13 protein-coding genes are annotated in these 13,696 nt (G+C 68.6%); 4 read left to right on the top strand and 9 right to left on the bottom strand.

The genetic code is table 11. From position 1 onward, the window contains the following. Positions 1-54: 54 nt before the first annotated feature. Positions 55-2,583, bottom strand: a complete 2,529-nt coding sequence (locus DL519_RS34525; protein WP_397545005.1) for a bifunctional FO biosynthesis protein CofGH — start codon at positions 2,581-2,583, stop codon at positions 55-57. A gap of 260 nt (positions 2,584-2,843) precedes the next feature. Here DL519_RS34525 and DL519_RS34520 point away from each other — a divergent pair, with 260 nt between their 5' ends. Next, complete coding sequence (locus DL519_RS34520) at positions 2,844-4,307, top strand: S8 family peptidase (protein WP_190821050.1); 1,464 nt, start codon at positions 2,844-2,846, stop codon at positions 4,305-4,307. Between the two features lie 311 nt (positions 4,308-4,618). After that, positions 4,619-5,854: an NAD(P)/FAD-dependent oxidoreductase gene (locus tag DL519_RS34515; RefSeq protein ID WP_190821049.1), complete on the top strand. Its 1,236-nt coding sequence runs from the start codon at positions 4,619-4,621 to the stop codon at positions 5,852-5,854. A gap of 22 nt (positions 5,855-5,876) precedes the next feature. On the opposite strand, the gene DL519_RS34510 is transcribed toward DL519_RS34515, so the two are convergent. After that, complete coding sequence (locus tag DL519_RS34510) at positions 5,877-6,884, bottom strand: methyltransferase domain-containing protein (RefSeq protein WP_190821047.1); 1,008 nt, start codon at positions 6,882-6,884, stop codon at positions 5,877-5,879. A 421-nt stretch (positions 6,885-7,305) separates the two neighbouring features. Next, the gene (locus tag DL519_RS34505) at positions 7,306-7,875 is read right to left on the bottom strand and encodes a TetR/AcrR family transcriptional regulator (RefSeq protein WP_190821045.1); all 570 of its coding nucleotides are present in this window, start codon (positions 7,873-7,875) and stop codon (positions 7,306-7,308) included. An 89-nt stretch (positions 7,876-7,964) separates the two neighbouring features. Here DL519_RS34505 and DL519_RS34500 point away from each other — a divergent pair, with 89 nt between their 5' ends. Continuing rightward, entirely contained in the window at positions 7,965-8,540 is a 576-nt protein-coding gene (locus tag DL519_RS34500) for a dihydrofolate reductase family protein (protein WP_190821043.1), read from the top strand. Between the two features lie 14 nt (positions 8,541-8,554). On the opposite strand, the gene DL519_RS34495 is transcribed toward DL519_RS34500, so the two are convergent. The 3 genes from DL519_RS34495 to DL519_RS34485 form a co-directional block, all read right to left on the bottom strand. After that, the gene (locus tag DL519_RS34495; protein ID WP_190821041.1) at positions 8,555-9,025 is read right to left on the bottom strand and encodes an alpha/beta fold hydrolase; all 471 of its coding nucleotides are present in this window, start codon (positions 9,023-9,025) and stop codon (positions 8,555-8,557) included. Between the two features lie 342 nt (positions 9,026-9,367). Then, positions 9,368-9,529, bottom strand: a complete 162-nt coding sequence (locus DL519_RS34490) for a DUF86 domain-containing protein (protein ID WP_223839911.1) — start codon at positions 9,527-9,529, stop codon at positions 9,368-9,370. A gap of 90 nt (positions 9,530-9,619) precedes the next feature. Then, positions 9,620-9,937, bottom strand: a complete 318-nt coding sequence (locus tag DL519_RS34485; RefSeq protein ID WP_223839910.1) for a nucleotidyltransferase family protein — start codon at positions 9,935-9,937, stop codon at positions 9,620-9,622. A 207-nt stretch (positions 9,938-10,144) separates the two neighbouring features. On the opposite strand from DL519_RS34485, the gene DL519_RS34480 reads away from it, so the two are divergent. Next, positions 10,145-10,360: an SDR family oxidoreductase gene (locus DL519_RS34480; protein ID WP_397545084.1), complete on the top strand. Its 216-nt coding sequence runs from the start codon at positions 10,145-10,147 to the stop codon at positions 10,358-10,360. Between the two features lie 341 nt (positions 10,361-10,701). Here the strand turns inward: DL519_RS34480 and DL519_RS34475 are convergent, their stop codons facing one another. The 3 genes from DL519_RS34475 to DL519_RS34465 form a co-directional block, all read right to left on the bottom strand. Next, positions 10,702-11,496 (bottom strand): exodeoxyribonuclease III, encoded by a 795-nt coding sequence (locus DL519_RS34475; RefSeq protein WP_190824395.1) that lies wholly within the window; start codon positions 11,494-11,496, stop codon positions 10,702-10,704. 98 nt (positions 11,497-11,594) lie between these two features. Next, positions 11,595-12,941, bottom strand: coding sequence for an ATP-binding protein (locus DL519_RS34470; RefSeq protein ID WP_190821039.1), 1,347 nt, complete (start codon positions 12,939-12,941; stop codon positions 11,595-11,597). Then, entirely contained in the window at positions 12,938-13,615 is a 678-nt protein-coding gene (locus DL519_RS34465; protein ID WP_190821037.1) for a response regulator transcription factor, read from the bottom strand. The genes DL519_RS34470 and DL519_RS34465 overlap by 4 nt, the downstream gene beginning before the upstream one ends. Positions 13,616-13,696 lie beyond the last annotated feature (81 nt).

Here is a 13,696-nt window from a genome sequence, read left to right as displayed (position 1 = left end):
GAAAACCGATCCCGGCCGCGGCCAATTAAGTGATCCACATCACATCAAGTCGGGTTAGGCCGGGCCGATCCCCAGCTGCACCCGGCCAATTCGCTCGTAAGTGGTACTGCGCTGCCGGGCGGAACGACCCGCCCCAGCGGCCAGCTCGTGCAGCTCCTCGACGGTCCGCTCCGAGCCGTGCTCGGAGCCGGCCATCCGGCTGATGGTCTCCTCCATCAACGTCCCGCCGACGTCGTTGGCGCCGCCGTTGAGCACCTCTGAGGTGCCCTCGTCGCCGAGCTTCACCCACGAGCACTGGACGTTGTCGATCCGGCCGTGCAACAAGATGCGCGCCATCGCGTGCACCGCGCGGTTGTCCCGGCGGGTCGGGCCCGGCCGCGCGAGCCCAGCGAGGTAGATCGGCGCGTTGCGGTGCACGAACGGCAGCGGGACGAACTCGGTGAACCCGGCGCTGCCGTGCTCAGCCGCGGCGTCCTGCACACCGGCCAGGGTGCGGAAGTGGCCGAGCCAGTGCTCCGGGGCGTCGACGTGGCCGTACATCATGGTCGACGAGGACGGGATGCCGAGCCGGTGCGCGGTGCTGACGACCTCGATCCACTCGGCGGCGGGGAGCTTGCCCTTGGTCAGCACCCAGCGCACCTCGTCGTCGAGGATCTCCGCCGCAGTGCCGGGAATGCTGCCCAGGCCGGCCCCCTTAAGCTCGGCCAGCCAGTCGGCGATGCTCGCCCCGGCCTTGGCCGCGGCGCTGACGATCTCCATCGGGCTGAACGCGTGGACGTGCATCTCGGGCACCCGCTGCTTGATCGCGCGCACGAGGTCGGCGTAGCCGGACACCGGCAGCCGCGGGTCGATGCCGCCCTGCATGCAGATCTCGGTGGCCCCGGCCCGCCACGCCTCATCGGCGCGATCGGCGACCTCCTCCGGCGAGAGCCGGTAGGCGTCGGCATCGCGCTCCCGCTGCGCGAAGGCGCAGAAGCGGCACCCCACGTAGCAGATGTTGGAGAAGTTGATGTTGCGGTTGACCACGTAGGTGATGTCGTCACCCACCACGTCCCGGCGCAGGCCGTCGGCGATCCCGGCGAGCGCGTCCATCGCGGCTCCGTCGCAGGTCATCAAGGCCATGGCGGCGGCAGTGCGGCTCTCGTCGAGCAGCGCGGCCGGGTCGGTCTCGGCCAGCCGCAGCCCCTCCCGCGCATCGGCGTCGAGCCGCTCCGGGGCTGCGTCGGCGGGCAGCTGGCGACGCAGCTCGTCCCAGTCGCCGTAGACCGTGTCGAAGTCGCCGCGGCGATCCCCCGTGCGGCCCGTCGTGTCGATGCTGCGGTGCAGGTCGGTGCGGCCGATGGACTCGAACCCGCCGTCCGGCTCCTGCCATTCGCGCCCGACCGGTGCGGCGTCGGCGTCGGCGAAACCGTCCGAACCGGACAGTGCCGCGACGTGGCCGGCCACCCGCAGGTCCAGCCACTGGGTGCTGTCCCCGGCCAGCCCGGCGCGCACGTAGCGCGGGTAGGCGGTCAGGCGTTCCCGCAGCTCGAAGCCGCCTTCGCGGGTCTTCGCGGCGAGCTCGTCGATGTGCGGCCACGGCCGTTCCGGGTTGACGTGGTCCGGGGTCACCGGGGAAACCCCGCCCCAGTCGTCGATCCCGGCGCGCAGCATCAGCAGCTGCTCGTCGCCGATGAGGTTCGGCGGCGCCTGCACGCTCACCCCGGAGGGCATCAGCAGCCGCGCGACCGCGATCGTGGCGGCCAGGTCGTGCAGGTTGGCGTCGGGCATGCCGCGCATCGCGGTGTCCGGTTTCGCCCGGAAGTTCTGCACGATGATTTCCTGGATGTGCCCGTACTGGCGGGCGGCGCTGCGCAGCGCGAGCAGCGACTCGGCGCGCTCGGCGCGGGTTTCGCCGATTCCGATGAGGATTCCGCTGGTGAACGGCACCGCGACACGTCCGGCGTCGGCCAGCACTCGCAGCCGGACGGCGGGTTCCTTGTCCGGGCTGCCGAAGTGCGGCCCGCCCTTCTCCCGCCAAAGCCGCTCGGCGGTGGTCTCCAGCATCATGCCCATGCTCGCCGCGACCGGCTTGAGCCTGGTCAGCTCCGACCAGCTGAGCACGCCGGGGTTCAGGTGCGGCAGCAGGCCGGTTTCCTCCAGCACCGCGATGGCGCAGGACCGCACGTAGTCCATTGTGGAGGAATAGCCGCGCGCCTCCAGCCACTCCCGGGCGGCAGGCCAGCGCTCTTCGGGCCGGTCTCCGAGGGTGAACAGGGCTTCCTTGCAGCCCGCGGCCGCACCCCGCCGGGCGATCTCCAGTACCTCGTCGCGTTCCAGGTAGGCGGATTTCACCCGGTGCGGCACGGTGGCGAAAGTGCAGTAGTGACAGCGATCCCGGCACAGCCGGGTCAACGGGATGAACACGTTCCGGCTGTAGGTGACCACACCTTCGTGGCCCTCGGCGACCAGGTGCGCGTCCCGCGCGCGACCGGCCGCGGCCAGCAGTTTTTCCAGGTCTTCGCCGCGGGCGTGCAGCAGGACCGCGGCTTCGGCGGCATCCAGCAAAACACCATCGGTGGCGCGGCGGAGCGCGCGACGCATCGCCGATTCGCTCGGGGTGGGCTCCGGCGGGGAAACTTCCAGATCTGCAACCGACACCTGCCGACTCTAAGTCTCCGAGCGCCTGCCGCCCAACCCCCGCAGACGTGCCGGACGCCTCACTATCGGCTACTGAATTACTCCGTTCTGTCCTACCCACGATCACCGAAGCAGGCGCAAGATCCGACGAATACCACTGGGTGAATCGCACTCTGTCTCCATAGGAGGGACACGTGTCACGCTCTAGAAGGAATGGTCGAGTCGTGCGTATAGCCGGCTCGGCACTCGCGTTGGCGCTGTTGGTACCCGCAGGCATCGTCAGCGCGGCCGATCCAGCGCCCGCGGCCGCCGCCGCACCGGTGCACTTCGTCGTGCTCGGCCCGACCGGCGACGGCCTGCAGCAGACAGAGGAATCGGTGCGCGCGGTCGGCGGAACCGTCGTGCAGAGCTGGCCGCAGATCGGCGTGATCGTCGCGACCTCGACGGATCCCGGATTCGCCGCCGCGGTGCGCACCCAGCCCGCCGTCGAGCAGGCCGGTGCCAGCCGCAACCTCGCCGAGCAGCTGCCGCCCGCGCAGTCGCTGCGGCTGGAGGCGCTGGAGGGCAAGGCCGGTCCCGCCGCGTTCTCGGCCAACGCGAACGCGGAGCCGCTGGAGCCCGAGCAGTGGGACATGCGGCAGATCAAGGCCGACCAGGCGAGCGCGATCTCCCAGGGCAGCAAGGACATCACGGTCGGCGTGCTGGACTACGGCATCGACCCGACGCACCCGGACCTGAAGCCGAACCTGGACGTCTCCAAGTCGGTGAGCTGCGTGAACGAGGGTGTGCCGGACACCCGGCAGGAGGCCTGGCAGCCGCAGGACCCGACGCAGAACCACGGCACCCACACCGCGGGCACCATCGCCGCTGCGCGCAACGGCGTCGGCATCTCCGGTGTCGCGCCGAACGTCACGCTGGCCTCGGTGCGGGTCATCGACGACGGCGGCTTCATCTACCCCGAGTACGCGGTCTGCGGGTTCATCTGGGCGGCCGAGCACGGCTTCGACGTCACCAACAACTCCTACTTCGTCGACCCTTGGTACCTGTGGTGCGACAGCGACCCGGACCAGAAGGCCGGTGCCGAGGCGGTGCGCCGCGCGGCCGCGTACGCGCAGGGCAAGGACGTCGTGAATGTGGTGTCGGCGGGCAACAGCAACTGGGACCTGTCCAAGCCGATCCGCGACACCGACAGCCCGAACAACGGCGGACCGACCCAGGACCGCAAGACCGGGCACGAGTGCCACGTCCTGCCGGGTGAGCTGCCGGGTGTGGTCGCGGTGTCCGCGGTGGGCTCGGACGCGGTGAAGTCTTACTACTCCAACTACGGCCTGGGTTCGATCATGGTGACCGCGCCCGGTGGTGACAAGAACCAGATCCCGCAGACGCCGTCGCAGAACGGTCGGGTGCTGTCCACGGTGCCCGGCGGCGGCTGGGGCTGGATGCAGGGCACCTCGATGGCCGGGCCGCACGCCGCGGGCGTGGTCGCGCTGCTGCGCAGCACGCACCAGGACTGGAACGCCCAGCAGGTGGTCGGCGCGCTGACCAACCAGGCTGACACCCTGGCCTGCCCGACGAGCTACGACCCGGACGGCGACGGCAAGCCGGACGCGGTCTGCTCCGGCGGCAAGAGCGGCGCCGGCTTCTACGGCGCGGGCCTCATCGACGCCCTCGACGCCGTCCAGAAGTGACCTCGAAACCCACTAACGGGTGAGGACCGAAGGGCACCTTCGGCCGACTTTGGAGCCTGTTGCAAAATTACGCCCACCACGGACCGTAATCGATCGATCACGGCTGAGATGGCCACTGGCGGACAAACGGCGGCGATCGAGACTGATTTGGTACTTCGGTTCAGCCGTTTTCGCCGAAAACGCAACAGGCTCTTTGCCGGTCGAAGGTGCCCTTCACACCGTCCAATTCGCACGATCTGGGGTTGCTTGGGCGAGTTGACGGCAGGACGCTGACGATCCGGAGGGTTGTCGGGTGGGAGTGAGGCGCTGTCGTGGCTGATTCGGAGACCTTCGTGATCGTCGGTGCCGGCATGGCCGGCGCCAAGGGTGCGCAGGCGCTGCGCGATCTGGGGTTCGACGGGCGCATCGCACTGCTCGGGGACGAACCGCACCGCCCGTACGAGCGCCCGCCGCTGTCCAAGGCGTACCTGATGGGCAACGCCGACTTCGCCAGCGCTTACGTGCACGACGAATCCTGGTACGCCGACAACCGGGTGGACCTGCAGCTCGGGGTGTCGGTGCGGCGGATCGACCGGGCGCTGCGCCAGGTGGAGCTCTCCGACAACAGCCGGATCGACTTCGACAAGCTGCTGATCGCGACCGGTGCGCATCCCCGTTCGCTGCCGGTGCACGGGATGGACGCCGACGGCGTCCTGTACCTGCGCCGGGTCGAGGATTCCGACCTGATCAAGCAGACCCTGAACGACATCGAACGGCTCGTGGTGGTCGGCGCGGGCTGGATCGGGCTCGAAGTCACCGCCGCCGCGCGCGAAGCCGGCGTGGCCGTGACCGTCGTCGAGACGACCGAGCTGCCGCTGCTGCGGGTGCTCGGTCCCGAAGTGTCCGAGGTCTTCGCGGCACTGCACCGGGACCACGGCGTGGACTTCCGCTTCGGCGCCGCCGTGAGCGAAATCCTGGTCGACAGCGGCCGGGCGGCCGGGGTGCGGCTGAAGGACGGCACCGAAGTTCCGGCCCAGGCGGTGCTGGTCGCGGTCGGCGTGGAGCCGGACGTCGCGCTGGCCCGGGACGCCGGGCTGCGGGTGGAGAACGGCATCCTCGTCGACGCCTCGCTGCGCACCGGCGACCCGAACATCGTCGCGGCCGGCGACGTGACCAACGCGTTCAACCCGTTGCTGGGCAAGCAGATCCGGGTGGAGCACTGGGCGAACGCGCTCAGCCAGCCGGCCACCGCGGCGGCGTCGATGCTGGGGCGCGACGGAAAGTACTCGGAGCTGCCTTACTTCTTCACCGACCAGTACGACCTGGGCATGGAGTACCTCGGCTACGTCGACCCGGACGGCTACGACCAGGTGGTGTTCCGCGGGGATGTCGAAGCCCGCGAGTTCATCGCCTTCTGGCTAGCCGAAGGCCGAGTCCTGGCGGGCATGAACGTGAACATCTGGGACGTGCAGGACCAGATCAAAACCCTGATCACCTCGGCCACGACGGTCGACACGAACCTCCTGGCGGACCCGGAAACCCCCCTGAACGAACTGATCGCCCGCTGACGGTCGAGCGCCGGACCGGGCGTCAGAGCTCGACTGTCCACCGGTGCTCGCTGGTCGGTTCGTCCAACCACACCTCGTGGGTACCGTCCACCGTGATCGTGAGCCCGTACCGGTCAGGCGACGGGAGACCCGATTCGAGCCACCGGGCGTACGCGGCGTCGGCCTCATCCCAAAGCCGGCGCGGACCGAGCTGGTAGACCTCGAAATCGGCCCCGCGTGCCATGATCACGCGGGCCCACGACGCGGAACGGACGTCGTGCAGCTCGATGTGCCGGTGATCGGCGTCGATGTCCTCGATGGTGAGGTAGCAGCTCGGGACGCGAAGCCCGATGGTGAACGCTGCGTGCGAGAACTCCGTCATCTCGAAGAGTTCCCGTGCGCTTCGGAGGGTTGTCCCCTTTTCGGCGCCGGATATCTCGGCTTCGGACGGGCCGAGGAATTCGCGGCGCTGATCGCGAACCCGCATGAACCGAAGGTTCTTGCCGCATCTCCCCCACGCCGAACCGTCCCCCGGCACGGTGAGCCGGAGAAGAGTGCCGTTGCAGTAGTCGGTGCCCCACGGCGTCACGATCACACCGCCGGGAACTGCCTGCTCGATCCAAGCCCGGGGGACTCGGCGCACGGAAGCGGTGGCGATCAGCCGGTCGTACGGCGCGCGATCCGGGTAGCCCTTGGTCCCGTCCGCGGTCACCACCACGACCGCGCACCCCTCGCCGATCAGCGCTCGGACCGCCTGCTCGGCGAGCTCGAGGTCCACCTCGAGCGAGGTCACCTGGCCGTCGTCGCCCACGCGCTCGCGGAGGTTCGCCGCGTTCCAGCCGGTTCCCGTGCCGATCTCCAGCACCCGATGGCCGTCCTCCACCTGGAGGGCGTCGAGCATGTCGGCCACGAGCGACGGCTTGCTGCACGAGCTGCTCGGCTGAAACCCGACGGCTCCGGGCCTGGTCTTGCCGTCGTCAACCTGCGTGATGATCGGCTCGTCGGCCTCGACCAGTTCTCGCCACCGCGCCCCATCGATCTTCCTGGACACCGAGACGAACCCGCCCGTGACGGGGTCATCGACCCACACCTCGGGCGGGATAAACCGATCGCGCGGTACACCGAGCCGTTCACGCCAGGCGGTCACTTCTTCGTGCCGCCTTACTCGTCGTCGCCTTCGTGCTTGTTGCCGTCGTCCTTATTGCCCCAGTTCTCCCACTTCTCCGGTTGGGCTTCGCCCTGGCCGTCGCGGTCCACGTCCCGCTTGCCCATTCCGACCTCCCAATCAATCAGGCCCTCGTCGCAGCTCGGGCCAATTCACCCAGCGTTGCGGCGCCGTCAATGAGAGCATGTCGGTGAGGCGGATTTTCCTGAAAATGCGACAGGATCACGCTATCGAGGCCCATTTTGGCAGCAGCGCTAGGCAAAACGGCTCACCGGAGTAGCACAACCGCCTGAACCCCCGAAGGCCGTCAGGGTTCCAGGGAGCGGTTGACGAAGTTGGCGATCAGGTCATCCACGTTGAACGGCGCCAGGACTTCGGGCACCGTGAGGTGTTCCACGATCAGGCCCGTCATCGCGTAGTAGAGCAGCACCGTCGTCATGTCGTCGCCGGGGATTCCCGATTCTCGGCGACCCTCGATGTTCGCGTTCAGGTTGGCTCGCAGGGTTTCCGTCAACGCCGCTTGGAGCTCGGGACGCCGGGTCGCTTCCAGGCGCAGTTCCAGCAGCGCGAGCCAGCCGGTGCGGTCGTCCGAGATGTGGTGGAACAGCGCGCGCATCAGCTCGGTCAGCAGTTCCACCGACGGCGCCTGCTCGACCGGACCGTGCTTCGCCGGGTCGATTGCCAGTCGTTGGTGGATGTGCGCGCCGACCTGGTTGAGCAGGTCATCGCGGCTGGCGAAGTAGTTCGACGCCGTGCCCTTCGGCACCCCGGCTTCCGCGTCGACGGCGCGGAAGGTCAGGCCGCGCGCTCCGTCGCGCGCCAGCACCTCGATGGCCGCGTCGACCAGGGCCGTTCGCCTTGCGGGGTTCTGCACCATCGCTCCTCCAAAAACACACTTGCAACCACTCCGTTCATAGTACTACATTTGAAGCACAACATACGAAGTGGTTCTTGTTGGAGGCATCCATGCGAAAGCTCACCTACCTGGTCGCATCGACCATCGACGGCTTCATCACCGGCCCGGCCAACGACAACCCGGACTTCTTCCTGCACGAAGGCGACCACGGCACCTTCATCCGCGAGGAGTACCCGGAAATCATGCCGACGCACATCCGCCCGCTGATCGACCTCACCGACGCGCCGAACAAGCACTTCGACACGGTCCTACAAGGACGCGGCAGCTGGGAAATCGGTGTGCGGGACGGGATAACGAACGCCTATCAGCACCTGCGCAGCATCGTGTTCTCCCGCAGCATCACCGAAAGCCCGGATCCCACGGTGGAATTCGTCGCCACCGACCCGACCGAACGGGTGCGGGAGCTGAAACGGGAAGAAGGCATGGGAATCTGGCTCTGCGGCGGCGGAAAGCTCGCGGCGGCGCTGCGACCGGAGATCGACGAAATGATCATCAAGCTGCACCCGGTGGTCGCCGGCGCCGGAATCCCGCTCTTCGGCGGCGATTTCGCCCCCGAGCAGTACGACCTCGCCGGCACCCACGTCTTCAACAGCGGCGTGATGCACCTGACGTACACCAAGCCCTGACCCGCCGCGGCGGGTCAGGGCAGGTGCTGGAGGAGGAGGAGGAGGAGGAGGAGGAGGAGGAGGAGGAGGAGGAGGAGGAGGAGGAGGAGGTCCACGAGGCGGCCGGGGGTGCGAAGCGGCAGGTAGTGGTCCGCGTCGGGGATGACCTCGCGGCGGGCACCGGGGATTTCCGCGACGAGCCGTTCGGCGATCGCGCAGATCTCCGGATGGTCCCGGTCGCCGTGGACGACCAGCGTCGGCACCGCGATCCGGTCGAGCCGTGAAATGGCCTGCTGGTCCGGGAAGCGCGCGAGGTCGCCGCCCGCGAATCGCCGCTCCGCATTGTCCGCCACCATGCCCTCGATCTGCTCACCCCCGACCGCGGCCGTGCCCATCGACGCCCAGATCGACAGTTCCAGCTCGGCCAGGCGTTCGGCGTCGCGCTCACGGCGAGCGGCTTCGTACGCCGACAGGCCGGGGGGGTTCAGGCAGCGATAGCCGCTCACCGAACTTCCGGTCAACGCGCTGCAGGGCCCCGAGGCGGACGGGTTCGAACAACCGGGAGGAAGCTGCCGCATCTGTCATTCCGCACGTAGAATCTGAAATGGTCCATAATGGACAACGAAATCCGCGGATTCGGGTCAGCCCGAGGTTCACGGGCGTCGCAGACACGCTCAGACGTCGAGGATGACCGGCACCGGAACATGATCCGACAGCGCTGGCTGTAGCTTTCGGCCTGCGCAGTCGCCTAGGGCGTGGCGGAACGCTCTTACGCTTCCAGAAGTCGCCGTAGGACACCGGCCGGTGCAGGCAGCCTTTCAGTTAGCACCTGCCAGACCAGTGCATCGTCAACCGTTGCGTAGCGCATGGATCAGGATGTTGCGAAAAGCAACAATGCGAGGGAGGTCGGGAACCTTGGCCGCGAGGTCGGCATCCACTTTGGAAAGCTGGTTCAGAGCCTCTCCGACGATCTCGAACTGACGCTCGACGGGCGGATCGCAGCATGGCATTCGGTCTGGTAGCCGGCGAAGTCCTTTCCTTCGCGGAACTCGCTGAGCAGCTCAGCGGCTTGGCGGGCATCCCACAGATAAGCCCTGGTGTCACGCCGCATAGAGGAGTTCCCGTGTGTCCTGGACCTGCTGCTTGAAGTAGGGGTTCCAGATGCTGGTGGCACTCACGACGTCGACCGAGCGATCGAGGATTCGTTCGAGCCCTTCCTTCAGACCGAAGTAAGCGCCGAAGTAGTCGAAGCCCGGTCCAGCGTCGAAGTCCACGAGAACGTCGACATCACTCGAACCAACATCGAACGAGTCTCCGACCGCGGAGCCGAAGAGATCAAGACGGCGTACTGACAGCTCACGGCACAGCTCCTCGATCTCGTGCAGCTTCGCCTCGATCACCTCGTGCACGGCGGTCACCTCCACCGACCATTCTGCCCGACCTGGGCCTCCTGACGCGAGCAGCGAACTCAGGCGTAGTGGACGGTCAGGGACGCATGATCCGACCAGCGCTGGTCGTAGCTTTCGGTATGCGCGGATGGGACGGATCCCCACCGATATCCTCGTGAGTGGCCATACCGGTTCTTACCGGAAAACTCGCTCACGACCCCACGATGCGAGACCCAGCTGACCGAGCAGATCACGTCCGATCAGGGCTGGTACGGCGCGTACGCGGACAAGACCGCGTTGAAGCGCTGGGCGAACGCCGACGAGTTCGCCGGCGCCGTGGTGTACCTCGCCTCGGAGGCCGCCTCGTACGTGACGGGCAGCCTCCAGCTGGTGGAGGGCGACTGGTCTACTGGTCACAGCTACCGTCCTCGGTGGCGGGGTGTTCAAGCGTGACGTATTGGCGTCGGTTGCGGGACTGGACTTAGGCCGAGGTTCTCCCGCTCATGCACAAGTCGCTGCTTGACCACTCGCGCGCTCGACGGGCTCGACCTGACCACAGCAGTGGTCGATGGTTCCGGGTTCGATGTTGTGTCGGCGCCCAGGCAATTCAGTACTGCCTGGGCGCCGCGAGCGGGATCCTTGCAATGTGTTTCAGCACGAACACAATCCCCGCCGAAGCATCCGGAATTCGCGAGCATGTCGGCAGCGAATTGCCGCCGCTTTCAGCGGAGAGCCCTACACCTTTCCGTGTCCGGTGTCGTCGAACTGGTACCCGTCATCGCGAACGAGACGGGTCAGAAGTCAAAGACCGCCGTCACCGGCGCGTGGTCCGACCAGCGCTGGTCATAGCTCGCAGCCTTCTCCACGTACGCATCCGTGCAGCGACTTGCCAGGCCGAGCGAACTGACGAGGTAGTCGATACGCCAGCCGGAGTCGTTGTCGAAGGCCTTCCCCCGGTAGGACCACCAGGAGTACGGGCCGGGGCCTTCCGGGTGGAGGCTGCGGACCACGTCCGCGTAGCCGCTCTCGAAGACCTCCGTCAGCCAGGCCCGCTCCTCCGGCAGGAAGCCCGCTTCCTTCTGGTTGGACTTCCAGTTCTTCAGGTCAATCTGCTGGTGGGCGATGTTCCAGTCGCCGCACACCAGCACCTCGCGGCCCTCTGCCGCGGCGCGTTCCCGCAGGTCGCCCAGGTACGCACGGAACTCCTTCATGAAGCGTTCCTTCTCGTCCTGGCGCGGGGTGCCGACGTCGCCGCTGGGCAGGTAGAGGCTGGCCACTACGACGCCCGGCAGGTCGATCTCCGCGTACCGGCCGCTCTCGTCGAACTCCGCCGAGCCGAAGCCGATGCGCACCGCCGCCGGCTCCGCGCGACTGTAGATCGCCACCCCGGCGCGGCCCTTCGCCGAGCTCGGGGCCAGCACGGTGCGCCAACCGGCGGGTTCCCGGACCTCGGACGTGAGCTGGTCGGCCTCCGCGCGGGTCTCCTGCATGCAGATCACGTCGGCTCGCGTGGCTGCGAGCCACTCCACAAAGCCCTTCTTGGCGGCGGCGCGCAGGCCGTTGACGTTCACGGTCGACACAGTCAGCACGCCAGCGAGGGTAACCACCGGCACCGACGATCAACCCACCGGTCACCCCGCCCGCTGGAGCGATCTTCTTCGAGTGAGGGGCACCCTCACGGTTCACGTCAGGCCAGCCAGAACGCTTCGCGGGTGCGTCGGCGGCGGTCGCGGCGGCGGATCGACTCCGGTGCCGCCGGGCGCTGCCACAGCCACATGCACACCCGGGCACCGCCGAGGCTGGAGCGGTCGACGGTGAGCCGACCGCCGGTCGATTCGGCCACCCGGCGCGCGATGTCCAGCCCGAGCCCGGTCGATCCGGCACTGCTGTGCCCGCGCTGCACGGCATCGGACAGCTCCGCGACCCCGGGACCGGCGTCCTCCACGATCACGCCGACCACGCCGTCGTCGCGCCACACGGACACGACGAACTCGGTCCGCTCCGGGGTGTGCCGGAAGACGTTGCCCACCACGGCGTCGACCGATGCGGTGAGCTCCGCGCCCGGCACCGGGACGTACACCTCGCCTTCCGCGCCGCGCAGGTTCCACGGCCGCTGCTGGTCTTCGGCCAGCGCGGACCAGAACCCGAGCCGTTCCCGCAGCAGCTCCGCGATGTCGCAGTCCGCGTCCTCCCCGGGACCGGAGCGCCGGGCGCTGGTGATCACCAGGTCCACCTCGCGCTCCAGCCGGTCGATGGCCACCCGGGTCTGCTCCGCGGCCTGGTCGTCGCCCAGCGCCTCGGCGTTGAGCCGCAGCGCCGCCAGCGGGGTGCGCAGCCGGTGCGAGAGGTCAGTGGCCATCTCGCGTTCGGCGGCGAGCAGTTGGCGAACCCGGTCGGCCATGGTGTTGAACGCCCGCCCCGCCTCCACCAGTTCTGGCGGGCCGCTGGGGTGCACCCGGACGCTCAGGTCCCCGGCGCCAAGCGCGGACGAGGCGTTCGCGAGCCGGATGGCCGCGCGCACCACGCGGGCCGCCAGCCGGTCCGCGACCAGCAAGGATCCGGCAACCAGGACCAGCCCGACGGCGCAGATCACCAACCAGGTCCGGAGCACCCCGCGGGTCTGGTCCTCGGCGGCCACGAAAACCTCGGCCAGCGCGATGCGACCGCCATCCAGCGCGATCGGCTGCACGAACGCCGTGCCGCCGGGCACCTCGACGCTGGAGGTCCGCACTTCGGCGATCGCCACGTGCAAGTCGCCTGCGCCGACTCGGGTTGCGCCCACCGCCCCGCCGCCCGGCAGGTACACGGCGAGCCGCCCGGCCTGCCCGGCGCGGGTGCTGGCGACAGCCTTGCCCACCAGTGCCGGATCGGTCGTGGTGGCCAGCACCGGCGCCAGCGCGACGGCCTGCCGCTCGGCGTCGGACATCGCCTGGTCGCGGGCCATCTCCTTGATCATCAGGCCGAGCGGGATCAGGAACGCCAGCGCGACCATCGAGGTCACCGCCAGCGCCACCAGGACGATCGTGCGCCTCATTCCGGTGCCACGAGTTTCACGCCGACGCCCCGCACGGTGTGGAGGTAGCGGGGCTCCGCGGCGCTTTCGCCGAGCTTGCGCCGCAGCCAGGACAGGTGGACGTCGATGGTCTGGTCGTCGCCGTAGGACTGCCGCCACACCTGCGCGAGCAGCTCGCGGCGCGGCACCACCCGGCCCGGCCGGGCCGCGAGGTAGGTGAGCAGGTCGAACTCGCGCCGGGTCAACTCCAGCTCGGCGCCGCCCAAGGTCGCCACCCGGCTGTCGACGTCGATGTGCAGCCCGGCGACCTCCAGCAGCTGCGCCGGCTGCGCGCCGCGGGCCCGCCTCAGCACCGCTTCGATGCGGGCGTTGAGGTGTTCGCTGGAGAACGGCTTGACGATGTAGTCGTCCGCGCCCGCGCGGAGCAGACGCACGATCTCGTTCTCGTCGTCGCGAGCGGTCGCGACGATGGTCGGCACGTCGGAGATCCCGCGGATCATCTTCAACGTCTCGCCGCCGTCGAGGTCGGGCAGCCCGAGGTCGAGGATGATCACGTCCGGTGAATGATCGGCTACTTCACGCAACGACGCCAGGGCGGTCCCGACGCTGCGAACCACCCAATCACGCGAGGTCAGGTCGCGGATCATCGCCGCCCGCACCACGGGGTCGTCCTCGACAACCAGAACCACAGCCACGGCGGCGACGATAACTGTGAAGGTTCTTCGCCTTCCGGTCGGCGGGTGAGCTCCGGCATACCGCGACCGGCACCCGGCGTT

This window comes from Saccharopolyspora pogona (genome assembly GCF_014697215.1).
GTDB lineage: Bacteria > Actinomycetota > Actinomycetes > Mycobacteriales > Pseudonocardiaceae > Saccharopolyspora > Saccharopolyspora hattusasensis.
The sequence above is the reverse complement of the archived record's forward strand: the minus strand, read 5'-3'. Positions and strand labels throughout refer to the sequence as shown.

Coding starts and splice junctions, on each gene's coding strand:
- DL519_RS34525 (WP_397545005.1), bottom strand. CDS start 2,583: ATGCGTCGCGCGCTCCGCCGCGCCACCGATGGTGTTTTGCTGGATGCC.
- DL519_RS34490 (WP_223839911.1), bottom strand. CDS start 9,529: ATGCCATGCTGCGATCCGCCCGTCGAGCGTCAGTTCGAGATCGTCGGA.
- DL519_RS34500 (WP_190821043.1), top strand. CDS start 7,965: ATGCGAAAGCTCACCTACCTGGTCGCATCGACCATCGACGGCTTCATC.
- DL519_RS34505 (WP_190821045.1), bottom strand. CDS start 7,875: ATGGTGCAGAACCCCGCAAGGCGAACGGCCCTGGTCGACGCGGCCATC.
- DL519_RS34470 (WP_190821039.1), bottom strand. CDS start 12,941: ATGAGGCGCACGATCGTCCTGGTGGCGCTGGCGGTGACCTCGATGGTC.